The 26852-nt window shown below is 62.4% G+C and carries 26 protein-coding genes and 1 riboswitch; of the genes, 13 read left to right on the forward strand and 13 right to left on the reverse strand.

All coding sequences use genetic code 11. From position 1 onward, the window contains the following. Positions 1 to 3: 3 nt before the first annotated feature. The 10 genes from ACSSVG_RS03655 to glyA all read right to left on the reverse strand — a co-directional run bounded on the left by ACSSVG_RS03655 (position 4) and on the right by glyA (position 9481). Positions 4 to 1089: a YihY/virulence factor BrkB family protein gene (locus tag ACSSVG_RS03655; RefSeq protein ID WP_492417340.1), complete on the reverse strand. Its 1086-nt coding sequence runs from the start codon at positions 1087 to 1089 to the stop codon at positions 4 to 6. Further along, complete coding sequence (locus ACSSVG_RS03660; protein ID WP_231341142.1) at positions 1016 to 1693, reverse strand: 2'-5' RNA ligase family protein; 678 nt, start codon at positions 1691 to 1693, stop codon at positions 1016 to 1018. The genes ACSSVG_RS03655 and ACSSVG_RS03660 overlap by 74 nt, the downstream gene beginning before the upstream one ends. 4 nt (positions 1694 to 1697) lie before the next feature. Beyond that, a complete protein-coding gene (gene trpS, locus ACSSVG_RS03665) occupies positions 1698 to 2816 on the reverse strand; it encodes a tryptophan--tRNA ligase (RefSeq protein ID WP_492417342.1) in 1119 nt (372 codons plus the stop codon). A 20-nt stretch (positions 2817 to 2836) separates the two neighbouring features. Then, positions 2837 to 3670 carry an exodeoxyribonuclease III gene (locus ACSSVG_RS03670; protein WP_231341140.1) on the reverse strand — a complete coding sequence of 278 codons (834 nt, stop codon included), beginning with the start codon at positions 3668 to 3670 and terminating at the stop codon, positions 2837 to 2839. Positions 3671 to 3680: 10 nt separating this feature from the next. Further along, complete coding sequence (locus tag ACSSVG_RS03675) at positions 3681 to 4247, reverse strand: hypothetical protein (protein ID WP_231341139.1); 567 nt, start codon at positions 4245 to 4247, stop codon at positions 3681 to 3683. Positions 4248 to 4386: 139 nt separating this feature from the next. After that, entirely contained in the window at positions 4387 to 5220 is an 834-nt protein-coding gene (locus ACSSVG_RS03680; protein WP_492417345.1) for an ABC transporter permease, read from the reverse strand. Next, the gene (locus ACSSVG_RS03685) at positions 5217 to 6080 is read right to left on the reverse strand and encodes an ABC transporter permease (RefSeq protein ID WP_492417347.1); all 864 of its coding nucleotides are present in this window, start codon (positions 6078 to 6080) and stop codon (positions 5217 to 5219) included. Before ACSSVG_RS03685 ends, ACSSVG_RS03680 begins: the two co-directional genes overlap by 4 nt. Next, positions 6073 to 7002 carry an ABC transporter ATP-binding protein gene (locus ACSSVG_RS03690; protein ID WP_492417349.1) on the reverse strand — a complete coding sequence of 310 codons (930 nt, stop codon included), beginning with the start codon at positions 7000 to 7002 and terminating at the stop codon, positions 6073 to 6075. Before ACSSVG_RS03690 ends, ACSSVG_RS03685 begins: the two co-directional genes overlap by 8 nt. Positions 7003 to 7149: 147 nt before the next feature. After that, positions 7150 to 8043 (reverse strand): bifunctional methylenetetrahydrofolate dehydrogenase/methenyltetrahydrofolate cyclohydrolase, encoded by an 894-nt coding sequence (locus ACSSVG_RS03695; protein WP_091466032.1) that lies wholly within the window; start codon positions 8041 to 8043, stop codon positions 7150 to 7152. A 142-nt stretch (positions 8044 to 8185) separates the two neighbouring features. After that, entirely contained in the window at positions 8186 to 9481 is a 1296-nt protein-coding gene (glyA, locus tag ACSSVG_RS03700; RefSeq protein ID WP_492417351.1) for a serine hydroxymethyltransferase, read from the reverse strand. A 115-nt stretch (positions 9482 to 9596) separates the two neighbouring features. Further along, positions 9597 to 9682: riboswitch (ZMP/ZTP riboswitch) on the reverse strand. 35 nt (positions 9683 to 9717) lie between these two features. Between glyA and purU the strand changes: the two genes are divergently transcribed. Genes purU through ACSSVG_RS03715 form a run of 3 tightly spaced genes read left to right on the forward strand, consistent with a single transcriptional unit; the run spans position 9718 to position 11802 of the window. Then, a complete protein-coding gene (purU, locus tag ACSSVG_RS03705; RefSeq protein WP_231341134.1) occupies positions 9718 to 10569 on the forward strand; it encodes a formyltetrahydrofolate deformylase in 852 nt (283 codons plus the stop codon). 21 nt (positions 10570 to 10590) lie between these two features. After that, the gene (locus ACSSVG_RS03710; protein ID WP_492417353.1) at positions 10591 to 11274 is read left to right on the forward strand and encodes a class I SAM-dependent methyltransferase; all 684 of its coding nucleotides are present in this window, start codon (positions 10591 to 10593) and stop codon (positions 11272 to 11274) included. 9 nt (positions 11275 to 11283) lie between these two features. Continuing rightward, a complete protein-coding gene (locus tag ACSSVG_RS03715) occupies positions 11284 to 11802 on the forward strand; it encodes a gamma carbonic anhydrase family protein (protein ID WP_231341132.1) in 519 nt (172 codons plus the stop codon). Positions 11803 to 11830: 28 nt separating this feature from the next. Here ACSSVG_RS03715 and ACSSVG_RS03720 read toward each other — a convergent pair whose 3' ends face one another. Together ACSSVG_RS03720 and ACSSVG_RS03725 are read right to left on the reverse strand one after the other, a co-directional pair. Beyond that, entirely contained in the window at positions 11831 to 13531 is a 1701-nt protein-coding gene (locus ACSSVG_RS03720; RefSeq protein ID WP_253467162.1) for a flavin monoamine oxidase family protein, read from the reverse strand. Next, positions 13528 to 14958: an amino acid permease gene (locus tag ACSSVG_RS03725; RefSeq protein WP_492419135.1), complete on the reverse strand. Its 1431-nt coding sequence runs from the start codon at positions 14956 to 14958 to the stop codon at positions 13528 to 13530. The genes ACSSVG_RS03720 and ACSSVG_RS03725 overlap by 4 nt, the downstream gene beginning before the upstream one ends. Before the next feature lie 194 nt (positions 14959 to 15152). On the opposite strand from ACSSVG_RS03725, the gene alr reads away from it, so the two are divergent. From alr to ACSSVG_RS03760, 7 genes are all read left to right on the forward strand, one after another. Next, on the forward strand, positions 15153 to 16385 hold the full coding sequence (gene alr, locus ACSSVG_RS03730; RefSeq protein ID WP_253467158.1) for an alanine racemase: 1233 nt from the start codon (positions 15153 to 15155) through the stop codon (positions 16383 to 16385). Continuing rightward, positions 16375 to 18015, forward strand: a complete 1641-nt coding sequence (locus ACSSVG_RS03735; RefSeq protein ID WP_492417356.1) for a PucR family transcriptional regulator — start codon at positions 16375 to 16377, stop codon at positions 18013 to 18015. The genes alr and ACSSVG_RS03735 overlap by 11 nt, the downstream gene beginning before the upstream one ends. Positions 18016 to 18181: 166 nt before the next feature. Next, complete coding sequence (locus ACSSVG_RS03740) at positions 18182 to 18421, forward strand: hypothetical protein (RefSeq protein ID WP_105693113.1); 240 nt, start codon at positions 18182 to 18184, stop codon at positions 18419 to 18421. A 70-nt stretch (positions 18422 to 18491) separates the two neighbouring features. Next, positions 18492 to 19208, forward strand: coding sequence for an ATP-binding cassette domain-containing protein (locus ACSSVG_RS03745; RefSeq protein ID WP_231341127.1), 717 nt, complete (start codon positions 18492 to 18494; stop codon positions 19206 to 19208). Next, positions 19209 to 20636, forward strand: a complete 1428-nt coding sequence (locus tag ACSSVG_RS03750) for a hypothetical protein (protein WP_492417358.1) — start codon at positions 19209 to 19211, stop codon at positions 20634 to 20636. Continuing rightward, entirely contained in the window at positions 20620 to 20937 is a 318-nt protein-coding gene (locus ACSSVG_RS03755; protein ID WP_231341125.1) for a hypothetical protein, read from the forward strand. Before ACSSVG_RS03750 ends, ACSSVG_RS03755 begins: the two co-directional genes overlap by 17 nt. After that, a complete protein-coding gene (locus ACSSVG_RS03760; RefSeq protein ID WP_231341124.1) occupies positions 20934 to 21461 on the forward strand; it encodes a hypothetical protein in 528 nt (175 codons plus the stop codon). The genes ACSSVG_RS03755 and ACSSVG_RS03760 overlap by 4 nt, the downstream gene beginning before the upstream one ends. Here the strand turns inward: ACSSVG_RS03760 and ACSSVG_RS03765 are convergent. Next, a complete protein-coding gene (locus tag ACSSVG_RS03765; RefSeq protein WP_253467146.1) occupies positions 21458 to 22324 on the reverse strand; it encodes a carbon-nitrogen hydrolase family protein in 867 nt (288 codons plus the stop codon). The genes ACSSVG_RS03760 and ACSSVG_RS03765 overlap by 4 nt on opposite strands. Before the next feature lie 320 nt (positions 22325 to 22644). Between ACSSVG_RS03765 and ACSSVG_RS03770 the strand changes: the two genes are divergently transcribed. From ACSSVG_RS03770 to mmsB, 3 genes are all read left to right on the forward strand, one after another. Next, the gene (locus ACSSVG_RS03770; protein ID WP_231341122.1) at positions 22645 to 23835 is read left to right on the forward strand and encodes an ROK family transcriptional regulator; all 1191 of its coding nucleotides are present in this window, start codon (positions 22645 to 22647) and stop codon (positions 23833 to 23835) included. Positions 23836 to 23964: 129 nt separating this feature from the next. Further along, the gene (gene mmsA, locus ACSSVG_RS03775; RefSeq protein WP_231341121.1) at positions 23965 to 25521 is read left to right on the forward strand and encodes a multiple monosaccharide ABC transporter ATP-binding protein; all 1557 of its coding nucleotides are present in this window, start codon (positions 23965 to 23967) and stop codon (positions 25519 to 25521) included. Positions 25522 to 25565: 44 nt separating this feature from the next. Continuing rightward, positions 25566 to 26834 (forward strand): multiple monosaccharide ABC transporter permease, encoded by a 1269-nt coding sequence (gene mmsB, locus ACSSVG_RS03780; protein ID WP_492417361.1) that lies wholly within the window; start codon positions 25566 to 25568, stop codon positions 26832 to 26834. Positions 26835 to 26852: the final 18 nt, after the last annotated feature.

A 26852-nucleotide genomic window follows, 5' to 3' on the forward strand; every position in this document is an offset into this window, starting at 1 on the left:
CCGTCAGGTACGGGGCGCCGAGCGGCGGGAACCAAGGACCCTCTTGCGGGGGAGCTCCCCCGACTCCGTGTCAGCCTCGCGGATGGCTGACCACGACGCCGAGACGAGATACACCTGGCTCACCAGGTTGAACCAGATCAGCAGGCCGATGATGATGGCGAAGGATGCCAGGACGGGGTTGTTTCCGGACCTGGCCAGGAGTTCGGTGCTGAAGAACTGAAGCACGGTGGTCCCGACGCCGGCAAGCACGACGCCTTCAAGCAGGGCACGTTTCCCCAGCTTAAGGCCACCGGCAATGCGGAACAGGACTGCCGCCGTCGCGCAGTTCAGCAGGAGTGGCACCACGATCTTGACGGTGGCCGCGATGGGGGCGGCCACCGCTTCGTCCAGCTTCAGCAGGCCGATGAGCCAGTCGGCGGCGGTGCCAAAAATCAGGGAGGCCCCGGCGCTGATGACCAGGATGACACCCAGGAGCAGGAGGGTGCCGGCGTCGATGAGTTTCTGGAGGAGGCCGTTGCGCTGGAGTGGATCAGCGTTCATCACTCCCCGTAGGCCTTCCCTGACACTGGCTATCCAGCCAAGCGACGTGAAGATGGTAATGGCCGCTGCGATCAATGCGGTCCAACCGAGCCCGGACGGATTAAGCAGTGACTGCGGATCTACCAGCCCCTCGCCGCCGTTTACTTGGAGAAGTCCGGGCGCAGCGGAGGCCACGCTTCCGATCACGGCATCTTCCAGCACCGGATTGCCGCCCAGGACGATGCCCGCAATGGCGAAGCCGGTGGTCAGCAGACCTGTGACGGAGAAGAACATGTTGAAGCCGATACCTGCACTCAGCAGCGGCCCGTGCTGCCGTGAATAGTGCTGGAAGGAGCGCATGGCGCGGTTGGTGTTCAGCCTGGCCATGAACAGGGCGAAGAATGCTCCTGCCTTCTTCGGCAGCCCCTCGCCGGCGCGCTTGGCCTGGCCCCAGTCCTGCCTCTTGCGCAGAAGTTGTAATTTGAGCTTGGCCAGCTCAGTTGGCAGCGGAGGAGCGTCCGCCTCCATGGCGTGAATCCGCTTGTTGTTCTTCGTCAGTATCGCCGCCAAAGTCGAGCTCTTCCCGTAGCTGCCAAATTCCGTTGGTGTCGTGCTCGTAAAGTCCCATGCTAACCACAGGGAAGGTCGCCCGGTAATCTCTGAGGACCGTTTCGGCCTCGTCAAGGTTTTCCTGGGCTACATCGTGCGCCACCGTGACGTGCGGGTGGTACGGGAAAGGCAGCAAGCGCTCGAGCGGACCGGTTTGAAGTTTCTCGTGCAACTGCACGCACTCTTCAAAGCCTTCTTCCACGTTGACGAACACCACCGGTGAGACAGGCCGGAACGAACCGGTGCCCGAAATGGTGATGTCGAACGGCTCCTGTGTCCGCGCCACCTCCCGCACATGTTCCCGGGTAGCGGCCCAGTCCTGGGTGGGTGTGGTGGTGATCAGCGTGATGTGGGCAGGAATGACCTCGGCCATCGGATCACCGAAAGAGGCCCGCCATTCCTGCAGTTCACGGGCGATCTCCGGGGGGAAACCAAGGATGACACCCACGCACATAGTGTCACCGGCACCGCAATCGGTGCCGGTGACAGCGGGCTGGCGAGAGTGGTCCGGACCGACACCCTTGCGGGCATCGGTCTTGACGTTGAGCTGGCCAGCGGAGCACATGGAGTTAGCGGACTCCCAAGTCGCGGTGTGCATCGCCGCGGTAGGGCAGGAAACCGACCTTGGCATACACATCGGCCAGGGTGGCTGAGGCAATGTCGCGTGCCTTGTCCGCTCCGAGGGCCAAGAGCCGGTCCAGTTCTGCGGGATCGGCCAGGAGTTCGTTGGCTCGCTCCCGGATGGGTGCCAGGTGTTCCGAGACGAGTTCGGCAAGATCAACCTTGAGGTGGCCGTACATCTTGCCCTGGTAGTCGGCCACGATCTTCTCCACCGGCGTTCCGCTGATGGCCGAGTAGATGGTCAGCAGGTTGGAAACGCCCGGCTTGTTCTCGCGGTCGTAGCGGATCTCGGTTTCAGTGTCGGTCACGGCGGACTTGATCCGCTTGGCCACAGTCTTGGGATCATCCAGGAGGTTGATCAGGCCGGCCGGTGATTCCGCGGACTTGGACATCTTGGCAGTGGGGTTCTGGAGATCGTAGATCTTCGCGGATTCCTTCTGGATGAAGGCCTCGGGAACTTGGAAGGTCTCCCCGAACCGGCTGTTGAAGCGGTTGGCCAGGTCCCGGCTGAGCTCCACGTGCTGGCGCTGGTCTTCGCCTACCGGCACGCCATGCGGCTGGTAGAGGAGGATGTCGGCGGCCTGCAGGATCGGGTACGTGAACAGGCCAACGCTGGCGTGGTCAGAGCCCTGCTTCTGTGCTTTGTCCTTGAACTGGGTCATCCTGCCGGCTTCACCCATGCCGGTGATGCAGTTCAGGACCCACGCCAACTGGGCGTGCTCTGGTACTTGGGACTGGACGAACAGGGTGCACTTGTCCACGTCCACACCGCCGGCGATGTACTGGGCAGCTGTAACCCGGGTGCGTCGCGCAAGTTCGGCAGGGTCCTGCGGCACGGTGATGGCGTGCAAATCCGGGATGAAGTACACGGCGTCGTACTCGTCCTGCATCCGGACCCAGTTGACCAGGGCGCCCAGGTAGTTGCCCAAGTGCAAGGAGTCGGCGGAAGGCTGCATGCCGGACAGGACACGGTGCTTGGCGCCAACGGGCAGCTTGGTGGACGTTGCGGGCTGGGGTTCGGTCACAGCAGCAGCGGCGCCAGTTTCAGTCGTGGTGGAACTAGTCATGGAGGAAAACCTTAGGGAGCTTAGAGCCGGTAGTCGACTACCAGCGGTGCGTGGTCGGAGAAGCGGGTGTCCCACGATGGCGCCCGGTCCACTACAGCAGAGAAAGCAGCGGCTGCGAGATCCGGTGTGGCCAGGTGGTAGTCGATGCGCCAGCCTGTGTCAGTGTCAAAGGCCTTACCGCGCTGGGACCACCAGGTGTAGGGGCCGGCGACATTTCCTGCCAGGCCCCTGTGGACATCCCTCCATCCGATTTCTTCGCCGAGGAAGCGGTCAAAGTACGCGCGCTCCTCCGGGAGGAAGCCGGCACGCTTAACGTTGCCCTTCCAGTTCTTGATGTCGAGTTCAGTGTGTCCGACGTTGAGGTCTCCCACGACCAAGGCGTGGTCGCTGTGCTTGGCAAGCTCAGGCAGGCGTACGGTCATGGCGTCGAGGAAGCGGAACTTGTCGTCCTGCTTGGGTGTCCCCACCTCTCCGGAGTGCACGTAAGCACTGACGACGGTGAGGGTGGCGGGTTCACCGGCGCCGTTGTTCACGGTGTAGTCGGCTTCAACCCAGCGACCGGATGTATCGAAGTAATCGTCGCCGATGCCAACGCGGGTGGCAGTCGGTTCCTCACGGGAAGCAATGGCGACCCCGGCGCGGCCCTTGGCTTCAGCTTCGGAGTGGAGGATGTGCCAGCCGTCGCCGATCAGCTTCCTGACGATGTCATCAGGTGCCCGGACTTCCTGCAGGCAAAGAATGTCTACCTCGCGTGGCTCCAGCCATTCCGCCATGCCGTTCTTGTAGGCAGCCCTGAGGCCGTTGACGTTAACTGATGCGATGCGAAGGAAGTCCTTCTTCAATGCCGTACTCACCCGGTCCACTCTAGTCGATGATGGTGCCGGCTACGGGCTCGTCCGAGCCGCCGGATGACTTGATCATGTCGCGCGCATTGGTGGCCGTAATGGCAATGGTTTCCAGTGCGCGGTTGATGGTGTCCTGGTCCGCGGCGCCGCCCTTGGCGCGTTCCTCATCCACCACGCGGACCTGAACCTGGACGATCTTGAACGAATGGTCCAGTTTGAGGTCCCGGACCTCGTCTGCCTTGCTGCGCTCGGCAACGACGCGCGTGCCGCCGCTGTCGGCCGCGGACGACGACGGCGCGCGGCCTGCTGCGGCGTTAAAGGCGTTCTGCGCTTCGGTCAACTTTGCACCGGCACGCTGCGCGGCCTTGCGAATGCTCAGCACGACGAACGTGGCAAGAGCCAACCAACCGAATGCCACTACTGCCACGACCCAGCCCACAACATCGTTCTGGTTGGCAGCGAAAATGACAGCTACCAGGAAGGCGATGATGACGACGGTCATCCCCAGGCCGCCGATGCGGAAGCCCTTGAACATGCCTTTACCGGCGGGGGACGTGGACGGGTGCGGGTCACCGAGAGATTGCATGAACCTATTCTCTCAAACGCACAAAGGTGCCCGTGCCCGCTTCCACGGACGGCGAACATCGGCCCCCAAGCCCCGGGTTTTTGTACAGCTAACGCCCCCAAGATGCCGCTTTCAGGGCATTAGCTGTACAAAAACTCCATCACTTCAGGAACAGTTGGCGCAGCCTTCCGGTGGTCAGCATGATGCCGAGCGCGATCATCACCAGGTAGTAGCCCACGTGGATGGCGGTGGCCGGGCTGAACGAGCCCACGCTGATCTGCCGCAGCAGCTCCACGCCGTGCCACAGGGGCATGGCCTGGATGAACCACTGGATCACCTGCGGGTAGACGCTGAGAGGGTAGAACGTGGCACTGAAAAGGAACATGGGCAGCAGGAAGAAGTTGATCCAGTCCATCTGCTGGAAGGTCTTCATGAAGCTGGTGATGCCCATCCCGAAGCTCGCGAACCCGAAGGCGATCAGCACCGATGCTGGAATGACCAGGATGGCCCACCAACTGGTGAGCAACCCCATTACCCCCATGACGGCCGTGAATCCGGTGGCATAGAGCAGCCCGCGCAGGAGGGCCAGGAAGATCTCGCCGATGGCAACGTCCAGCGGCCCCAGGGACGTATAGAGCATGCCCTGGTAGAGCTTGGCGAAGTTCATCTTGAAGAAGACGTTCCACGTGGAGTCGTAAATGGCCCCGTTCATGGCCGAGACCGCCAACAGCGCCGGGGCAATGTAGGCCGCGTAGCTGATCTCCTCGCCGCCCGGACCCTGCACTGTGCCCACCATGGAACCCATGCCCACGCCCATCGCCAGCAGGAACAGCACGGGCTCAAAGAACCCGGAAACCATCACCAGCCAGGTGCTGCTCTTGGCCGCCATCAGCCCACGGCCCACCACTGCCTTGGCATTGCGTGAGTACAGCGAGCCAAACTTGCGCTCACGGGCAAGATCCGTAACGCTGTGGCCACCTGTCAGGACACTCATGAGCCCATCCTTTTCACGAACTGGCGCCGGACAAGCAGCCACCCTACGGTAGCGGTCACCAGCAGGAAGACTACGTGGATGATGGTCAACACAGGGTCTTGGTCCATTCCATAGGTGAAGACCCGCCCCAGTTCGGTTCCGTGCCACACTGGCGAAATCCAGCCGATCCAACGGACCGCTATGGGCAACGAATCGAGGGGGAAGAACGTCCCCGAGAACAGGAACAGCGGCATGACAATGAAGCGCTGCACCAACGCGAACTGTCCCTTGTCCTGTTTGATGCTGGCGGCATAGGCCATGAGCGGCAGCCCGAAGGACAGTGCCGCCACCGTCGCCACAATGGCCGATACCCAGCCCCAAGGGCTTGGCGAAGCACCAAAAAGTGCCACCACCACGAAGTACACCACCGATTGCAGGAGGAACCTGAGGGTGCTGGCCATGATGTGGCCACTGGCAATTTGCTCGGGAATCAGCGGCGAGGCATGCGGACCGTAGAACACCCGTCGCCATTTGAAGCCGTCCATGATGGGGTAGGAAAACTCCCCCGACGCCGTCATCACGGCTGCGGAGACCAGCAAAGCCGGCGCCACGAACTCCAGGTAGCTGACACCGCCAAACGTGGCTTCACTGTTCGCATCCACCAAGCTGGCGAGCCCAACTCCCATGGCGAACAGGTACGCCACCGGCTGACCCACGCTGTACAGGACCACGGACCAGCCGTAGTTCCGCATGACGCGGAGGACCTGCTCCGCATAAAAGAAGGCGCCCCAGCGTCGCGCCCGGGCAGCCGAAACCTCCGGTGAGTGGGCCCGCAACGGGCGCTCCGCCGTCGTGATCGGCTTGTTCGCCGGGTCAGTCAACGAGGCTCCTACCGGTCAGCCGCAGGAACACGTCCTCCAGCGATGAGCGGCGCACCAGCGACGTCACCGGGCGCAGCCCGCGGGCACTGACCTGCTCCAGTGCGGCCTCGCCGTCGTGCGCGTAGATCAGCACGCGGTCAGGCAGCGTCTCCAACCTCTCGCCGATGCCTTGAAGTTCGACGCCGATGGTGGCGTTCCGCTCGGACCCGAACCTGAGCTCGAGTACTTCGCGCGAGGAGTGCTCGCGGATGAGGTTGGCCGGAGATCCCTCTGCCATGATCTTGCCCTTGTCCACCACGATCAGGCGGTCGCAGAGTTGCTCGGCCTCGTCCATGTAGTGCGTGGTGAGGATGAGCGTGACTCCGCTTTCCTTCAGCCGGAACAGCCGGTCCCAGAGGATGTGCCGGGCCTGCGGATCAAGGCCCGTGGTGGGCTCGTCCAGGAGCAGGATCCGGGGCTCGTTGATGAGCGACCGGGCGATGGTGAGCCGCCGCTTCATGCCGCCGGAGAGCGCGTCCACCTTGGAGTTGGCTTTGTCCGTCAGCTGCGCGAATTCCAGGAGTTCGTCGGCTTTCGGTCGCAGGTAACTCAGAGGCAGGCCGAAGTAACGCCCGTAGACGATCAGGTTTTCACGGACTTTGAGCTCTTCGTCGAGGTTGTCCTGCTGCGGAACCACTCCAAGGTGTGCCCTGACCTCGGGACCATGCGATTCAGGATCCAGCCCCATGATGGTCAACGAGCCGGACGTGCGCTGGGAGACGCCACCGATCATCTTCATGGTGGTGGACTTACCCGCACCATTGGGGCCCAGCAGCCCGAAGGACTCCCCCGCAGGTACGTCAAAGGAGATGTTGTCCACGGCGGTGAGCTCACCATAGGTTTTGGTGAGGTTCCGCGCGCTGATGACGGTTGGTCGGTTCATGTCGACGCTGGTTCTCGACGATTCGGCTTGTGTTTCAGAGCGGGTTGCTTCATTGTGCACCCTCAGCAGACTAGTAGCGCCCACCGACATGTGAAAGGGCTCTTGCACATACTGTTGCAAGAGCCCTCTCGTTTAGCGCGTGTGAACCTAGGCGATGCCTGCCTGGCGCTCTGCGCTCTCCACGACGTTAGCGAGCAGCATGGCACGGGTCATCGGACCCACGCCGCCCGGGTTCGGGGACAGCCAGGCGGCGACGTCGGCAGCGGCCGGATCCACGTCTCCGGTGACAACCGCCTTACCGTTGCCATCGTCCACGCGGCTGACGCCGACGTCGAGCACGATTGCGCCCGGCTTGAGGTCTTCAGCCTTGATCATGTGCGGCACGCCGGCGGCGGCGATCACGACGTCGGCCTGCTTGAGTTCTGCGGGCAGGTCCACCGTTCCCGTGTGCGCCAGGATGACCGTGGCGTTGACTTCCTTGCGGGTCAACAGGAGGCCGATGGGGCGGCCGATGGTGACGCCGCGGCCAACCACCAGGACACGCTTGCCCTTGAGTTCGATGTTGTGGCGGCGGAGCAATTCCACACAGCCCTTGGGCGTGCAGGGCAGCGGGGACTTCATCTCGCCGTTCACGTTGGCCACCAGGCGGCCAAGGTTCATGGGGTGCAGGCCGTCGGCGTCCTTGTCCGGGTCCATGGCTTCCAGGATGACGTCCTGGTCAATGTGCTTGGGAAGCGGAAGCTGCACGATGTAGCCGGTGCATTCGGGGTTGTCGTTGAGCTCGCGGACAACCTCCAGGAGGTCTTCCTGGCTGATGTCCTCGGGGAGGTCGCGGCGGATGGACTGGATGCCAACCTCGGCGCAGTCCTTGTGCTTGCCGCCGACGTACCAGGTACTGCCGGGGTCCGAGCCCACCAGGATGGTGCCCAGGCCGGGGACGATTCCCTTGGCGGCCAGGACGGAAACGCGAGTGGTCAGTTCTGCCTTGATGGCTGCGGCGGTGGCCTTGCCGTCAAGGATCTGTGCGGTGGACTGTGTCATTCCATCTGCTCTTTCTGGTGGGTGACCTATGTTCGAAAGCCTTTGACAGGCTCATGCCAACGGGACCCGCCGCCGTAGGTGTGGCGGCGGATCCCGTAGGCTCCGGTTCAGTGCCCGGGTGATGCTTTAGCAGCGAGGCCGTTTACCACTGCTCGTGCTGCGGGTACAGCGGGAAGTCGGCAGCCAGTTTGTCGACGCGTGCCTGGAGGGACTCGACGTCGGCGGCGGAGCCTGCCTTGAGCGCGGTGGCGATGATCTCGGCAACCTCGGTGAACTCGGTGGCACCGAACCCGCGGGTAGCCAGGGCAGGCGTACCGATGCGGAGGCCGGAGGTGACCATCGGCGGGCGGGGATCGAACGGAACAGAGTTGCGGTTCACAGTGATGCCCGCCGAGTGCAGGAGGTCTTCGGCCTGCTGACCATCCAGCTGCGAGTTGCGGAGGTCAACCAGGACCAAGTGAACGTCGGTGCCGCCGGTCAGGACCGAAACTCCGGCCTCGGCAACATCGGACTGGTTCAGGCGGTCAGCGATGATCTTGGCACCCTCGAGGACACGCTCCTGGCGCGCCTTGAACTCTTCGCCGCCGGCGATCTTGAAAGCGACAGCCTTGGCGGCGATCACGTGCATGAGCGGCCCGCCCTGCTGGCCCGGGAAGACGCTGGAGTTGAGCTTCTTGGCCCACTCCTGCTTGCCAAGGATCACACCGGAACGCGGACCTGCGAGGGTCTTGTGGACCGTGGAGGTGACGACGTCGGAGTACGGGACCGGGCTCGGGTGCAGACCGGCTGCAACCAGACCGGCGAAGTGCGCCATGTCCGTCCACAGGAGTGCGCCAACTTCGTCCGCGATGGAGCGGAAGGCAGCAAAGTCGAGGTGGCGGGGGTACGCGGACCAGCCGGCGATGATGACCTGCGGCTTCTCAGCGATGGCCTGCTCGCGGAGCTTGTCCATGTCAATGCGGAAGTTGTCTTCTTCAACCTGGTAGGCAGCTACGTTGTAGAGCTTGCCGGAGAAGTTGAGCTTCATGCCGTGGGTCAGGTGACCGCCGTGTGCCAGGGAAAGACCAAGAATCTTATCGCCCGGGGTGATCATGGCGGACAGTGCTGCAGCGTTTGCCTGGGCGCCGGAGTGCGGCTGGACGTTGGCGTACTCCGCGCCGAACAGTTCCTTGACGCGGTCGATGGCGAGCTGCTCAGCGACGTCGACGTATTCACAACCGCCGTAGTAGCGGCGGCCCGGGTAGCCCTCGGCGTACTTGTTGGTCAGGACGGAGCCCTGGGCTTCCATCACCGCGCGGGGCGCAAAGTTTTCGGACGCAATCATTTCCAGGGTGCCGCGCTGGCGGCCAAGTTCCTGGTTGAGGACTGCTGCGATCTCGGGATCGAGATCGGCGAGCGACTGGTTGCTGACAGACGCGGAAGTGGTTGTGGTAGTCACGGAAATCTCCTGGCTAGGCAACGGGTGGTGCTACAGGTCAGGCTACCGGCAGCAGCATTCCCGCGCCCCTTTTTTGACGGAGGGATCGGTCACGTGCGTGCAGCGGTAAGACATGACCCTCGGCCCAGGCGTACGATCCGTGGTCTTCATGATTGCCGCTCCCTGGTGGTAGTCCACCCAACGCCAGTTGCGACCCGTTAACAGTACAACAACGCAGCACAGGTAGGCTTGATCGTGTGACTGAATCCACCGCTTTCGTAGTAACACTTTCCTGCCCCGACCGCCCCGGCATCGTCCACGCGGTAGCCGGAGCCCTGCTGGAGGCCGGCTGCAATATCGCCGATTCCCAGCAGTACGGAAGCCCCAGCACAGGCAACTTTTTCATGCGCGTGGAGGCATCGACGTCGTCCTCGCAGGACGAGCTGGCCACCGCGCTGCGTCCTGTAGCCGAATCGTTCGGTATGACCTGGCAGATCAATCCTGTTGGCGAAAAGGTCCGCACCATCATCCTGTGCTCCAAGGACGCGCACTGCCTGAACGACCTCCTGTTCCAGCAGCGCACCGGCACCCTGCCCATCGACGTGCCGGCCATCGTGTCCAACCACCGGGACCTTGAGTCGCTGGCGGAGTTCTACGGCATTCCGTTCCACCACATCCCCGTGACGCCGGAAACCAAGCCGCAGGCCGAGGCGGAGCTCCTGAAGCTCATCGCCGAACACGACGTGGAGCTGACCGTCCTGGCCCGGTACATGCAGGTCCTCTCCAACGATCTCTGCACGGAGTTGAACGGCAAAGCCATCAACATCCACCACTCGTTCCTTCCCTCCTTCAAGGGCGCCAAGCCCTACCACCAGGCCCACGCCCGCGGTGTGAAGATCATCGGCGCCACCGCCCACTATGTGACGGCGGACCTGGACGAGGGGCCGATCATCGAGCAGGAAGTCATCCGCGTTGACCACGCCCGTACGGCTGCACAGTTTGTCCAGATGGGCCGCGATGTTGAGGGCCGTACGCTGACCCAAGCAGTTCAGTGGCATGCCGAACACCGCGTGCTCCTGGACGGCACCCGGACCGTGGTGTTCAACTAGCGCCACTCCTAAGCTGAGGGTATGCACGGCATTCCCGAGGCCGACCACGAAGCAGACCTGGCCGCCTTCTACGACCGCCAGGCTCCGGTCCGGAACACCCGCGCGCTGACGCCGCATCGGGTTCAGTGCCGGGAGTGGTTCATCCAGCTGCTGAAGACCGAACACCGGCATTCATTGTTCGAGCTCGGATGCGGCACGGGTGTTGAGGGCGTGGAGTTTGTCCGGGCAGGGCTGCACTACACCGGCGTGGACTTGTCCTCGGAGAGCGTTCATGTGGCGTGCTCGGCCGGGCTGGAGGCGTCGGTTGCGAGCGGGCGCGGCCTGCCGTTTGCGGATTCCGTGTTCTCAGCCGTGTGGACCATGAGCACTCTGCTTCATGTCCCCAACAGCGGAATTCACGACGTCGTCCGCGAACTGGCGCGGGTCGCCGCACCTGGTGCGCCAATCGCCGTCGGGCTCTGGTCAGGTGAGGACTGCGAGGTCCTCAACCCGGAGGACCTCGACGAACCGCGGCGGTTCTTCAGCCGCCGCAGTGACGACACCGTGCGCCGGATCTTTGGTGAGCACGGCTCGATCGAGCATTTCCGGACGTGGCCTGAGGGTGTGGGAGCGGAGTCCGGTCCCGGCGCGGGCAACTGGGTCCAGCACTACCAATTCCTGGTCCTCCGCACCCCCGCACCCAACTGCGACCTACTTGGGAAGTAGGCTGGCTCCATGGCCCCCTCATACACTTTCGCCGGAGACACCCCGGCCATCCATGAATCCGCCTTCGTTGCGCCCACTGCGTCCATCATCGGCAAGGCAACATTGGCCCAGGACTCCAGCGCCTTCTACGGCGTCTCCGTCCGCGCAGACACAGCCGCCATCAACGTCGGCGCCGGTTCCAACCTCCAGGACAATGTGGTCCTGCACGCTGACCCTGGCTTCCCGTGCAGCGTCGGCGAGCGCGTCTCCGTGGGGCACAGCGCCGTGGTCCACGGCTGCACTGTGGAGGACGACTGCCTGATCGGCATGAGCGCCACCATCCTCAACGGCGCAGTGATTGGCACGGGCTCGCTCATTGCCGCCGGCGCCGTGGTCCTGGAAGGCACAATCATTCCGCCCCGCTCCCTCGTGGCCGGAGTTCCCGCCAAGGTCCGCCGTGAACTCACGGACGAGGAATTCGAGGGCGTGAAGCACAACGCAGCCCACTACAAGGAACTCGCGGCGGCGCACCGGGAAATGCACGCATAAACGCTGAATGCGCGAGGCCTGGCCGGGATCAGTCCAGGGAAATCGGGCCCAGTTCGTCCAGCAGGTCACCCGGTCCCGGGTTCCCGGCAACGGAGGAGCCACCCAGGTGGTTCACCACGCCCCACACTGCGTTGAGGCCGGTGGTCACGGCACCCTCTGCCCAACCGGCGGTGAAGGAAACATCATCCCCGGCGAGGAAGATGCCACGCTGGCTCTCCGGCAGCTGATCCTGCTTGAAGTGTGTGAACAGACGCTGCTGGTACCGGTAATGGCCCGGCAGGTTGGCCTTGAAGGCGCCCATGAAGTTGGGGTCGGCCTCCCACGACACAGTGATCGGCTGCCCAACGATGTGGCTGGCGATGTCCACACCCGGGTAGATCTGCTGCAGCGAATGCAGCATCAGCTTGACCCGCTCCTCAGCACTCAGGGCCAGCCACTTCAGCGCGTCATCGTTCCACGTGTAGGACAGGAGCATGACAGCGGGCTTGTCCGGGCCGTCGTCGAGCAAGTACGTTGCCCGGTTGAGGCGGTCGGTGAGCGTCATGGACAGGACTTCCCGCCCGGTCTCCGGGTCGATGTCCTTCCAGAACGGCCGGTCCACCATCACGAACGTCTTGGATGACTGCATGTAGTGCGAGCGCTCGATAGCGGTCCACAGCTCTGCCGGGAACAGCGCTTCCTCCGTGTGGATGCGCGTGGACAGCAGCCAGGACTGGCACGTGGTCACCACGGCCTGGTAAGTGGCTTCGCGACCCCAGTTTTCGCGGACCAGGAGGTCGCCGTTCTCTGCGCGGCGGATGTTGTCCACGGCACCGCGGGGCGATCCGGAGTGCAGTGACGCCAGCGAGGTGCCTTCCGGCCAGTAAGTAAGGTTCGACGGCGCGTGGTTCCAGAGTGCCTCGGGGAGCCTTTGCGCTCCTCCCGCGATGGAGCGGTGCTGGTCGTCCGCGTCGGTGTAGACCACGCGGAGGATTTCGAGGATGGAGTTGGGGAAGTCGGTGTCCCAGCCGCCGGTGCCGAAACCCACTTGCCCGAAGGCCTCTCGGTGCGCGAAGCCCGCTTCCTTGAAGGACTTGCTGGCCGCGATGAAGCCGTAGAAGGTCTGTTCGTCGAGCTCCGGGAGCAGCGCGTTCCAGAGTTCCTTGATCCGCTTGGTGTCACGGGCCTTGATGGCTTCCTGCATTTCGGCGAAGGCTGCGCCGTCGTTGACTGCCGCCTTCCAGGCCTCTGCCACTTCGCGGAAGAACTCAGGAAGTTCCTCGGCCGTCGTGGCGTAGTGCTTCTTGCCCGCCAGCTCGATCACGGTGCTGGACGTTGCCGGCGCCATGGGGTTGGGGAACTCGTTCGTGTTCAAGCCGAGCAGGTCCACGTAGTGGTAGAAGGCCTTGCCGGACACCGGGAACCGCATGCCGCCAAGGTCCGCCACGACGCCGGGAGCCGAGGGGAAGCTGGCCGTCCGGAGTCGCCCACCGATTTGGTCGGCCTCGTAGATGACCGGCTTGAGGCCGAGCTTCATGAGTTCATACGCAGTGACCAGCCCGGACAGGCCGGCGCCGATGATGGCCACCTCCGTGCCGTAGAGCTCCTCGGGGACTGAGCCCAAGCCGTCCGGGTGCGCCAGATAGTGGTCATAGCTGAAGGGAAAGTCCGGGTTCAGCATGGTGATGGGTGCTTGGGCGGCCGCGTCCGCGGGGGCTTCGACGAGCGGAAGTTCAGTGGCGATGGTCATGAGTTTTCTGCTTTCACAGGTTCCGGGCTCACGGCCCTGGTGGTTAGTTCACGGTAGTCCTGCTCGCTGAGCGCGGCTACCTTTGAGTTCCGGCGTCCGTAGCCGAAGTAGATGGCGATGCCCACCAGCATCCACACGCCGAAGGTGATCCAGGTATCGGCGCCGAGGTTGAGCATCAGGTAGGCGCACATGAGTGTGCCCAGGATCGGCGTGATCGGGTACAACGGGACCCGGAAGCTGCGTTCAAGGTCGGGCCGGTTGCGCCTCAGGTAGATGACTGCCACGTTGACCAGGGCGAAGGCGAAGAGCGTGCCGATGCTGGTGGCATCCGCCAGCGCACCAAGCGGGACCAAGCCTGCGGTGAGGGCGACGGCGGTGCCAATGATCAGCGTCCCGGCCACCGGAGTGCCGGTACGGCGGGAAACGCGGCCGAAGACTTTGGGCACCATGCCGTCGCGGGACATGGAGAGCATGATGCGGGTCTGGCCGTAGAGAACCGTCAGCACAATGCTGGCGATCGCAAGCACAGCGCCGATGGAGAAGACCAAGGCGATCCACGGCTGGCCGGTGATCTCGTGCAGGATCTGCACCAGGGCAGCTTCCGTACCGTCGAACCAGTCCCAGGGGCGGGCACCGATGGCTGCGACGGCAACCAGGACGTAGATGCTGGTGACGATCACCATGGAGAGCATGATGGCCCGCGGCAGGTCACGCTTGGGGTTCTTGGCTTCTTCGCCGGCCGTGGAGGCGGCATCGAAGCCGATGTAAGAGAAGAAGACGCTGGACGCGGCAGCTGAAACACCGGCGGCGCCCATTGGCAGGAGTGGCTCGAAGTTACCTGCGGTGAAGGCGGTGAAGGCCACGGCGCAGAAGAAGATCAGAATGCCCACCTTGATGATGACAATGGCCGTGTTGATCCATGCGCTCTCCCGTGCACCGCGCACCAGCAGGACCATGGCCAGCACCACGATGACCATCGCGGGGAGGTTTACTACGCCGCCGTCGCCGGGCGGTTGGCTCACTGCGTCGGGCAGGAACTGTCCAAACGCCGCCAACGTCTCGTTGACGTACTGCCCCGCGCCCACGGCAACAGCCGCCACGGAGACTGCGTACTCCAGCACCAGGCACCAACCACAGATCCAGGCCATGCCCTCGCCCATGGTGGCGTAGGAGTAGGAGTAGCTGGATCCTGCCACCGGGACCAGGCCGGCCATCTCGGCGTACGAAACCGCCGACAAGAGGGCTGCCAGGCCGGCGATGACGAAGGAGATCCAAATCGCCGGCCCTGCCAGCGGCACGGACTCGCCAAGGATGACCAGGATGCCGGTACCGAGGGTGGCGCCAACGCTGATCATGGTCAGCTGGAGGACGCCGAAGCTGCGGACCAGCGGCGTACCGCCTTCGCTGCTTCCAGCCTCGCTGACCATCTGGCCAATGGGTTTGCGGCGCAGAAGCTGGGCTCCGAGGCTCGGCCTCGTGACGCTCACCGCCGCTGGGTTTTTGGTGTTCACAGGCACAGTCACCCTTGACGTCCCTTCAAAGTAGTTTCGATTTCCCCTCCACAAGACTGGCATGTGAGCCACCTCTCACCGCGGTGCAAAATGACCTATAGTGTTCAACCATGAGACGTAATGCACACTATCAAGCGGCTGCCCCGGCAGCCCTGTCGGGACAGGTCACCGTGGACCTGTCCGCGATTTCAGACAATGTCATAGCCCTTAAGAAGCGCACCGAAGCCCCGTATTTCATGGCCGTGGTGAAGGGAAACGCGTACGGCCACGGACTGGTGGAAGTGGCGCAAACCGCTGTGGATGCAGGGGCTGACTGGCTGGGAACCGCCCAGCTCACCGAAGCCATCACGCTGCGGCAGGCCGGGATCACAGTGCCCATCCTTTCGTGGCTGTATCTGGCATCCCAGACAAGCGCCACCATTCTGGAAGCACTCGAAAACGACGTCGACGTGTCCCTCGGGAGCGTAGGTCAACTGGAGGTGCTGGAAGGTATCGCAGGACGCCTAGGCCGTCCCGCCGTCGTGCATCTGGAACTGGACAGCGGCCTGAGCCGCGGCGGCGCGCGCAAAGAAGATTGGGCCGAACTCGTAGCCCGGGCGCGCCAAGCCGAACTGGACGGGACCCTTCGCGTTCGAGGCCTCTGGACCCACCTGGCCTGGGCCGACGTCCCCGCACATCCAGGAAACGCCACCGCCGTGGCCGAGTTCGAGGACGCCGTCCGTGAGGCACACGAAGCGGGGCTTAGCCCCGAACTCCGGCACGTTTCCAGCTCGGCGAACATCCTGGACCGGCCGGAATTCCACTTCGACATGGTCCGCGCAGGGCTCGCCATTTATGGCCTCGCTCCCGCTGATCACCTGGACCCTGCGGACTTCGGACTGCGCCCCGCGCTCAGCGTGACGGCGCCGCTGGTCATGGTCAAGAAAGTTCCGGCCGGCACCGGCGTGAGCTACGAACACCAGGCCATCACCTACGAACCTCGGTTCCTCGGCCTCATCCCGCTCGGCTATGCGGACGGCATCCCCAAGGGCATCAGCGGCCGCTCCGTGGTGAACGTTGGAGGACGCAGCGTGCCCGTGATCGGCAAGGTGTGCATGGATCAGTTCATGGTGGATCTGGGACCGGATGCTGCAGGAATCGACGTCGGCGATACCGCCGTGTTGTTCGGCGACCCGTCTACAGGGGCGGCGAGCGCGGATGACTGGGGTGCCGCAATAGGCAGTCACGGGGACGAGATCATCAACAGGATCGCGCCCCGACTCCCCCGGGCGTACGCAACTACTGCTTACCGGTGCCCCGACTACCAGGAGCCGGCCGCCGCCGGGCAGGGCAATGTCGCCTGAGCCCGCCACCGCCCGCCTGAGCTTCGTCACGCTCGAACAGTTCCTGGAGCAGCTGCCGCCGGAGTTGAAACTACTTCACGACGGCGGCAGCGGCGCCTCGCTGCTCCGGTGGGTGGAGCCCAGTGAGCTTGAGGACCCCACGCCATACCTGCCGGAGGGTGAGTTCCTCCTGACCGCCGGGCTGCCTTTCCTTGGGAAAGGTGGCTCGGCGGCGAAGGTGGATGCCTACGTCCAGCGGCTGGTGGATGCGAAGGTGGCGGCGCTGGGCTTCGGGATCAGGCCCTATTTCGACGCCGTTCCCGACGCTTTGGTGGATGCCTGCCGCCGGCACAACCTCACCTTGTTCGAAGTTCCGGAATCACTGCCGTTCGCGGCGATCGGGCTGGAATTCTCCCAACTCCTGGAATCGGACAACGCGAGGGTCTTCCGGCAACTGGCCGACACCAACCGACAGCTCATGCGGGCGGTCCTCTCCCCCAGGCCCGAGCACGAACTGCTCGCGGCCCTGGTTCAACGGGTGCCTGTGTGGGCTGTCCTTGTTGGCGCGGACGGGCGGGTCCGGGCGCGCGGGCACAACACCGGCGGGCAGGGAGCCTCCGGGCACCATGCCGGCGGCAGCACCGGCGTCGAGCATTCTTTGTTGGCGCCGATGCTGGAGCGGCTGTTGTCCGGCAGCGGTCCGCGGGTGGAGATGGACGGTTTTGACCAGCCGGGATCGGCATTGGTGTTCGGTCATCCTCTGCGCAGCACCAAGGACGCGAACTTGGGTGCACTGATCCTCGGCTCGGATACGCCACTGACGCCGGCCCAGAACAACGTGGTGCAGTCGGCTGTGGGGTTGCTGGAGCTGCTGGTGCGGCAGCGGACCAGCGGTTCGCTTGCTCCGAGCCAGTTGGCTACGGCGGTTCTGCTGCATCCGGATTCGATAACCTCCGGCGGGACCAAGCATGTCAACGGGCTGAAGGACCTGGTGGCGCAGAGTCTCTCCTCCACCCGCTCGGCACAGATGCGAGTGGTTCAAGGCGTCAGGGTGGACGGTGCTGCCGACGACGGGCCCGTCCGCGAGCTGCTGCAGTGGCGGAGGCTGTTCGACACCAAGCTCGTAGAGATCACCGAGTACGGCTTCGCTGCGATCACACGGCTGAAGGTGGATGACTCCCTGCTGGCCGATGTTGAGAAACTCGGGTGGCGCCTGGTGATCGGCGAACCCGCGGAACTCACCGGTCTTACGGCCGCCTACCAGCGAGCTAGTTCGCTTCGGAGTCGAGTTGTTACCACCGGCAAGAGCGCCCGCCTGGATGAGGTGACGTGGTCCGTTGCCGGACTTTTGGGGCGCGAGGCGGGAACCCTGCTGGCCGAGCGGCTCCTGGCGCCCGTGCTCGCGTTGGAAGCTGATCGGCGGGACCCGCTGTTGAGCGTGCTGCGGGGATGGCTCAGCGAAAACGGCAGTTGGGACGGTTCCGCCAAGCTGCTGGGATTGCACAGAAACAGTGTGCGGCGGCAGATCGGCGTGCTCGGCGAACTGCTGGACATGGACCTCAACCAGGCGCAGGTGCGTGCTGAGTTGTGGTTCGCGTTGCAGTACGTGGACGAGCTGGTGGACTCCACGGATCTGGCGGGCACCACCTAGATGACACCGAATTCTTCTGTGCAAGCGGTTTTCACCACTCATTTTCGGCGCTATTGGCACCTATTTTGGCTGTCGGGCGGCTAGGGGGCTGCTCAAGGTGTCTAGCCTCCTCGTGGGTGCCGAATCTCATCGGCGCCGTACAGATCATCATTTCCGAGGGGGAAATATGCTCGCTACAACAGCAGTACAGGCCACCAGCACCGTGGCCGCAATCAGGAGCAAAATCGACCATATGGTCATTCGTTACGACGGTTGGTTCCTCGTCCTGCTCGCTGTTCTTATGGTCCTCGCATTCGCGATTCTGGGCGCCATGGCCATCTGGTGCCTGACGTCCGGCCGTGGACGGTTCGTCGGCAACTGGAGTTGGAGCCAGTGGGGCGTTTCCGTCTGGGTGGAGTGCGTCTAGTCGTCAGATAACCGCGGTGGTGGCATCGTCGTGCGATGCCACCACAGCCAGATCATGGAGCCAAAGCCCAATGCCCCTTACTGTCGACCACATCGATTATGCGTACAACTTTCAGAAGCAAGTCCTGCATGACGTCTCACTCAGCATTTCCGGAAACAGAATCATGGGTCTTATCGGTCCCAACGGATCAGGCAAGTCAACCCTCATAAAGGTGATTTTGGGCCTACTGCAAATGCAGGGTGGCAGCGTCCACATCAACGGGCACAGGAATTCCAGTCGCAGTGCGAAAATGTCTGCAATGTACCTCTCGAGCAATGATTACCTGCCCGAGTTCCTAACCGGTGAAGAATACCTTCGATTCATGCATGGTCTCTACACTGAACCGCTCGATCTGAATGTCCTTGGTCATCACTTTGACCGCTATTCAATGAGTGGTCGCCACCGTGACCTCATTGAGGACTACTCCCATGGAATGCGCAAGAAACTCCAGCTCATTGCCGCATTCATGCTGGAACGTCGTCTCACTGTTATCGATGAGACACTCAATGGAGTGGACATCGAATCAGTAAAGATCTTCGAAAAAGACGTCCGGAATCTCGCAAGCGATGGGCGCTCGGTACTCTTGTGCAGCCATGACTTCAACGTTCTTGAGAATGTGGCCGATGACGTTACCGTCCTCATCCAAGGCGCCCTGGTCTTCCAAGGGGACCTGGGTTCAGTCAACAAGGACTATGGCAACCTCTCGGTCCTTGCTTCTGAGTACATCCAGTCAATGGAAGTCGAGTAGATGCGGCTCGAAAGCATTGTCCTGTTGTTTCGACTATTTTGGACATTCATTCTCCGGCAGGTTCTGGGACGTGGACTCCTGGCCTCGAGAGCAATGCGAATCGCTGGCGCCTTTATTGTGCTGCTCGGATTTGCGGGATTCAATGTTCTCAGCTACACGGTGATGCGGCAGTATCTCGGTGGAACTGATTTATTCGAACCCGTCCTCGCAATCGCCAACGTTTCGGTGGGTTTTTGGGTCCTCATTGCGTACACGCTGATACGGGTCCTCTTCTTGAAGGCGGATGAACTTCTAAAGTTGTCCTTTCACCTTCCTGCCACCAACAAGGAACGAACGCTTGCCTTCGCTTTGTTCGAGGCATCGGTGGTGGCAGTGATGACGGTTTTCGTTTTCGGCGCATTCTCGATATCAACGGTGCTTCTTGAGGGCCCGGATTTCATTACGAAGATTGCGGTGTCCATTTGGCTTCCGGTAGCGACTGTTTATCTTCTCCTCAGCCTGGCCTACTATCTCTTGGAACGCAGCCTCCTCATCATGCGGCTGGCACGGCTCCGAGGACTACTGGTACCGATTGTCCTGGCGATAGGCCTCTCAGTTCTGTTCCCCTATACGAATGAGCAGACGGCGGTGATTGCCGAGAGCTTCGTCGAGGGGCGTGACTACAGTTCGCCGCTGCTGGTGTACTCCACACTTGAAAAGAACTTCGGATTGTGGCTCGCGGTGGTGAGCTTTGCCGCAGCCTCCATGGCCGTTATTGCCGGCATCGTGGCCGCTGCTCCCGGAGCGTACGTCCCCCTCCGTCGCTTCATCATCTTGCTTCCTTCCGAGATTGCAACGTGGAGGCTGGGGGCCTACACGCTGGTGCTGTTCCGCAGCTTCGAAACACTAGTTTCCGTCATCTTCGTCTTAGCGTTTTCGCTGTTTGCATGGCTGCAACACATTGTCATTCCACCCTATGTTTTGGCTCTCATTACATTTCAGGGTGTGTACGCCTATGTAAATTCTGAACCATTGCGGCGCATGTCAGTGCTGCACGTCAGCGCGTGGAGGAACTACGCGAGCATCCTCGGCTCGCAGATAATCCTCTGGGTTACGGTCGCGATTCCGGTTACCGCGGCCAGCCTTGCTCAAGGCATTGAGCTCTCTGCGTGTTTGCCCGTAGCAGGATTCTGCCTCAGCAATATTCTTATCTCCACCCTCATAGGTATTGCGTTTCCACCGGAAAAGGGGAACCCATTCACTGTTCTGGTCGGTGCGGTGCTGGCCATTATCGTCATCTTGACGATCACGCTCGGCCTCAACGTATTCAATCTCGAACCGGCAATAAGCGCAGTAGTTTACTCAGTTCTAAATATCTTGGTTGTGACGTACAGCATCCTCGGCATGCAGAGGATGGAAAGGATTCGACGCCATGAAGTGGCTTCTTAGAGTTATCACGGCATTTTCAGTGTCATTTGTGATCACCATGGCAATGGTGGTGGCAGGATTCATCATGGCCATGTTTTCCACTATGGACGTGGGCGTCAGAAAATTTGGGCTTTTCGGTGCCATCTTCTTCGAGGCCCACGAGCAAGCCAGCGGCGCAACGGCCTTGGAAATTGGGGTCGCCGACGGCACACCCATTGCGATCATCTTCGGCATCTTCTTCGTTTTTTGCGTGGCGGTCACTGTAGTCCTTGAAAAGCTCAAGCTCCGCAAAAAGCAACTGCTGCAGGCACAGCAGCGGTGAATCTCAGCACGGTTCCCATTGACGAGGTCAAAGTCATGGTGGCCGTCAAAAGCCTGGTTTGGGCCGTCCGCGTTCCGGCCGCCGCAGTGGCTGCCGGCTTCACTGCCTGCGCAGTCACCGCGGTGGCGGGGATTCCCGGGATTCTGCAACCGGCCTTTTGGCTGCTGATCCATGCATCCTGCCTGCTGATCGGCTTTGTGATTCACGAGGGCTCCCACGTCCTCGGCCTCAAGCTGACCCCGGGAATTACCCACGTCACCTTTGCGAGCACACTGCTGAGATTCTCAGTCATTCCCATGGGAAGACTCGTGGGTTGGCAGGCAGCACTTATTGCCCTGGCCGGCCCCTTGGCGGCGTGTGTCGCAGGGGTCCCGGTTGCCTTGGCGCTGCCTGACTATGCACTTCACTGGTGGTTCTTCCTTCACGCCATATTCTTGTTGCCACTTTTCGGCGACGGCAGAAGCCTGGTCAAAGGCCTACTAGCATGGCGGCGGCAAGTACACCTGCTTCAGGTTGACCCCTAGCCCTGCCTGTCCTGCCATTGCCCGTACAGTTCCGGCCTGCGCTCACGAAGGTACGGGACTTCCTCACGCGCGGCTTTGACCGCTTCCGCGCCTACCTCGGCGAACAGCAAAGCTGAACCTTCCCCGGCGGCAGCCAGTAGAGAGCCGTCAGGACCGGCCACAACGCTGCCACCCAGGAAGGTGTACACATCCTCGTGTCCGGAGTGGTTGGCGTAGGCCACGTTGAGTTGGCTCTCCAGGGCACGGGCTCGGATGAGTACTTGCGGCACGTTGTCGAACCCGGCGGACAGGGCCGTTGGGACGAGTAGGAGTTCGGCGCCGCGCGTGGCGGCGGCACGCACAGCTTCTGGGAACTCAACGTCGTAGCAGATCAGCATCGACGTACGGAGTCCGTTGAAATCCACGACGGCGGGAGGTTCTTGGGCGGCCACGAACGCCTTGTGCTCTTCCGGCCCAAAGAGATGCACCTTCGCGTAGTTGAGAACCTCTGCGCCTGAGGCGTCCACCAAAGTAGCCGTGATGTGCCAGCCGTTGCCAGCGGCGGCTGGCTGCGCGACGTCGTCGTGCGCTGTCTCTTGCTGGTTGACGGCTGCCTGCCGGCTCACTGCCGGAAGGCTGTAGACCAGGCCGATCTTGTGCCGGCGGGCAATGTCAGCCAGGCGTTCGCGAATGTCCGGGAGAGTGGCAGGGTCCAGTTCGGCGTGCAGCCGCAGAGGGGCATATCCCACGGGGAACAACTCCGGCGTGAGGAGCAACCCGGCCCCTGCGTGGGCGGCGCGCTGCGCGGCGTCGTCGATTGTGCGCAGGTTCGCCTCAACGTCCATCACGGAAGCGTTCGCCTGCAGGACTGAGAGCAGCATCATTACCACCTTGGTTTCGCCTGTTCCCGATGCCCACAGAATGGGCCCGGGAGGTTTCTTCTTCAAGCGTAGGCCTGGCCGGGACGCAAGGAGCGGGGCAATTGGACCCGCACGGCGCCCAGGCGGGACGCAATAGCCCGCATGCTGTTGCCAAGAGACCGTTGTGGGGCCCGCTCTGCGCCCTCAATCTCGAAGTTGGCGCGCATAACGGGCCCCACAAGGGGTACATAACGGGTGTTCTTGCGTTGGAGTATGTCGGGGAGTGTTGACTCCTTGTGTTCACTTCTTGACTACAACGTCGCTTGTGGGGCAATCTTCTTGTCATGCCCGCTACGCAGCGCTCAACGAAGAGCCACCCAAGAAAACCCGGCTCGCAGTCCGCGCTGCGCCACCTGAACCAGCAACGCATCATCGAGTGCCTGCTGAGCGGTCCCTCCACGCAAGCAGAGCTGTCGCGCCAGACCGGGCTTTCCACGGCGACGATCTCGAACATCGTGAAGATCATGCAGGACGCCGGCCTGGTTTCCACGGAACCCACCACCAGCTCCGGGCGCCGGGCAACCAACGTGAGGCTGAACAGCAACGGAGCGGTCGCCGTCGGAATCGACTTCGGGCGCCGGCACCTGCGCGTGGTCCTGGCCTCGCTGGGCTATCACGTTATTGCCGAGGATTACATCGAATTGCCGCTGGGCCACCAGGCTGAGGAAGGCATCGCTGCCGCAGTCCGCCTGCTGGAAAGGCTGCTGCAGGAAAACGGCATCGACCGCACTGCCGTGGTGGGGGCGGGCGCGGGCATTCCCGGCCCCATCGACCGCCGCTCCGGCACGGTTGCCCAGGGAGCCATCCTTCCGGAATGGGTGGGCATCGACATCCTCCATCGGCTTGAGGAAGCGCTCAATTGCCCCGTCTTCGTTGACAACGACGCCAACCTGGGCGCGCTGTCAGAAGTAACGTGGGGACCCCACAGCGGGGTCTCCAACCTGATGTTCCTCAAGATCGGCTCGGGCATTGGCGCGGGCCTGATCCTCAACGGATTCCCCTATTACGGCAATGTGGGAATCACCGGCGAAATCGGCCATGCAACCATTCACGAACATGGCCTGGTGTGCCGCTGTGGGAACAGGGGTTGCCTCGAAACGATAGCGTCCACCACCACCATGATCGAGTTGCTGGGGCGCGGCCAGGAGACGCTGTTGACGCCACAGGACATCGTCCGCAACTGCCTCGCCGGCGACTCCGCAACCCAACGCGTAGTGGACGACGCCGGGCTGGCGGTGGGCCGCGCGCTGGGCAACGTCTCCAACCTCATCAACCCTGAAGTGATCGTCGTGGGCGGACCTTTGGCGGGCCTCGGGGACCTCCTGCTGGACCCCATCCGGCGCGGCCTGGTCAGGCACGCCGTACCTGTCGTGGGCGAGACAACCCACCTCGCAATGTCGTCCCTCGGGGCACGCGCAGAGGCACTCGGGGCCGCCGCTTTGGTCTTCCAACACGCGGGTATTACCGGTAGGTAACGAAATCGTTAGCTGGCTCTTGCGTTCAAGTCTTGACGACAAGGGCCGTGATCCAGTTTACTTTTTCATCAGACAGCCTCGCCATTGCGGGGCCGACAACGAAGTCATGCATTGGAGGCGTAAGGGCTGATGACATCCCTCGACACGCAAGGTGATCCCATCCTTTTGGAGATGCGCTCGATCACGAAGGAATTCCCCGGCGTGAAGGCCTTGTCGAACGTGAGCCTGCGCGTGATGGCCGGCGAAATCCACGCAATCTGCGGGGAAAACGGTGCCGGCAAATCGACGCTCATGAAGGTTCTTTCCGGCGTTTACGGGTACGGAAGCTACACCGGCGACATCGTGTACCAAGCCGAAACCCAGCAGTTCAAGGACATCCGCGCCAGTGAAGCGGCCGGCATCGTGATCATTCACCAGGAACTGGCCCTGATCCCGGAACTGTCCATCATGGAGAACATCTTCCTCGGAAACGAACCCACCAAGTGGGGCGTGATCGACTGGAGCGAGGCCCGCAAGCGTTCCCTCGAACTGCTGGCCCGCGTTGGCCTGCGCGAGGATCCCGATACCCCCATCAAGGAAATCGGCGTCGGCAAGCAGCAGCTGGTGGAAATCGCCAAGGCCCTGAACAAGTCCGTTCGCCTGCTGATCCTGGACGAGCCCACCGCAGCGCTGAACGAATCCGATTCCCAGCACCTGTTGGACCTGATCCTGGGCCTCAAAGGCAAGGGCATCACCTCGATCATCATTTCCCACAAGCTCAACGAGATCGAACAGATCGCGGACGAGATCACCATCATCCGTGACGGCAAGTCCATCGAGACCTTGAACGTCAAGCGTGATGGCGTGGACGAGGACCGCATCATCAAGGGCATGGTTGGCCGGACGCTCGAGTCCCGCTTCCCGGACCACGAACCCACGATCGGCGAGGTGTTCTTCGAGGTCAAGGACTGGACCGTGGGACACCCCCAGATCTCGGACCGCCTGATCTGCAAAGGTTCCAACTTCTTTGTGCGCCGCGGCGAAATCGTCGGCTTCGCAGGGCTCATGGGCGCCGGCCGCACGGAGTTGGCCCGCTCCCTCTTTGGCCACTCCTACGGCCGCTTCATCAAGGGCCAGGTGTACAAGGACGGCAAGCCGGTCCACCTCCGCAGCGTCAAGCAAGCCATCGACGCCGGCCTGGGCTACGTCACTGAGGACCGCAAGTCCTTGGGGCTGAACCTGCTGGACGACATCAAGACCACCACGGTTTCCGCGGCACTGAACAAAATCAGCAACTACTCGGTGGTGGATACGCGCAAGGAGTTCACGGTGGCGGAGGAGTACCGGAAGTCACTGCGGACCAAGACCCCGTCGGTTGAGGAAGGCGTGGCCAAACTCTCCGGCGGCAACCAGCAGAAAGTTGTGCTGGCCAAGTGGATGTTCACCGACCCCGACCTCCTGATCCTGGACGAACCCACCCGCGGAATCGACGTAGGTGCCAAGTACGAGATCTACGGAATCATCCAGAGGCTCGCGAACCAGGGCAAGGGAGTGATTGTCATTTCCTCGGAACTCCCTGAGCTCCTGGGCCTGTCCGACCGTATCTACACCATCTTCGAAGGCGCCATCACCGGCGTCCTGGACAAAAACGAAGCAAGCCAGGAAAGCCTCATGAAACTCATGACTTCCGCCCGCAAAACCGCCTGACCGTTGGCCCAGACTCGCCCCATCCTGACACAAGGACCAAAACAATGAACGCGCTCAAGAAGCTATTTGGTGGCAATACCCGCCAGTTTGGCATGATCTTCGCCCTGGTGGCACTTATCGTCTTCTTCCAGATCTTCACCGGGGGCCGCACGTTGACCCCCGGTAACGTGATCAACCTGTTCAACGGCAACTCCTACATCCTGATCCTGGCCATCGGCATGGTCCTGGTGATCATCGCCGGCCACATCGATCTCTCCGTCGGTTCCGTAGCCGCGTTCGTGGGGGTTTCGGTGGCCCTCGCCATGCGGGACTGGGGCCTGCCTTGGTGGGCGGGTGTGCTCTTCGGCCTGCTCCTTGGAGCAGTGATCGGCGCCTGGCAAGGGCTATGGACAGCGTATGTGGGCATACCTGCCTTCATCGTGACGCTGGCCGGCATGCTGTTGTTCCGCGGCTTCAACCAGTTCGTGGGCAAGTCCAACACCATCCCCGTTTCCAAGGAATTCCAGTTCATTGGTTCCGGGTACTTGCCCGAAATCGGCCCGAACACCGGCTTCAACAACCTCACCTTGCTCATTGGCATTGCGGCGGCAGCGTTGGTGGTCATCATGTCCCTGCGTGCCCGTGCAGCCAACAAGGCACTTGGCGCCGATGTTCCCGAGCTCTGGGTTGAGGTCACCAAGCTGGTGCTGATCTGCGGTGCCATCCTCTACGCGACGTACCTGTTCGCTACTGGCCGCCCCGGAACGTCCTTCCCCATCCCCGGCCTGATCCTTGCCGTGCTGGTGCTCATCTACGGTTTCATCGCTGACAAGACAGTCCTCGGCCGCCACGTCTACGCGGTGGGTGGCAACCGCCACGCAGCTGAGCTGTCCGGCGTGCAGTCAAAGAAGGTCAACTTCATGGTCATGATGAACATGTCCATCCTGGCCGGCCTTGCCGGCATGATCTTCGTTGCCCGCTCCACTGCTTCCGGCCCGTTCGACGGCGTCGGTTGGGAATTGGATGCCATTGCGGCCGTCTTCATCGGTGGCGCTGCCGTTACCGGTGGTGTCGGTACCGTGATCGGCTCGATCGTCGGTGGCCTGGTCATGGCCGTCCTCAACAACGGCCTCCAGCTCCTGGGTGTTGGCGCCGACCTCACCCAGATCATCAAGGGCCTGGTGCTCCTGGCTGCAGTCGCTTTCGATGTCTACAACAAGTCCCAGGGCAAGCGGTCCATTACCGGCCTGCTGCTGAAGGGCTTCCAGCGCAATAACGAGATCAAGCCGGACGAAACCACATCCACCAAAGAGGTCATCTCCAAGGAAGCGTGATCCGCTTCCTGACAGACT

This window comes from Paenarthrobacter sp. E2MeOHC11, assembly GCF_058744955.1.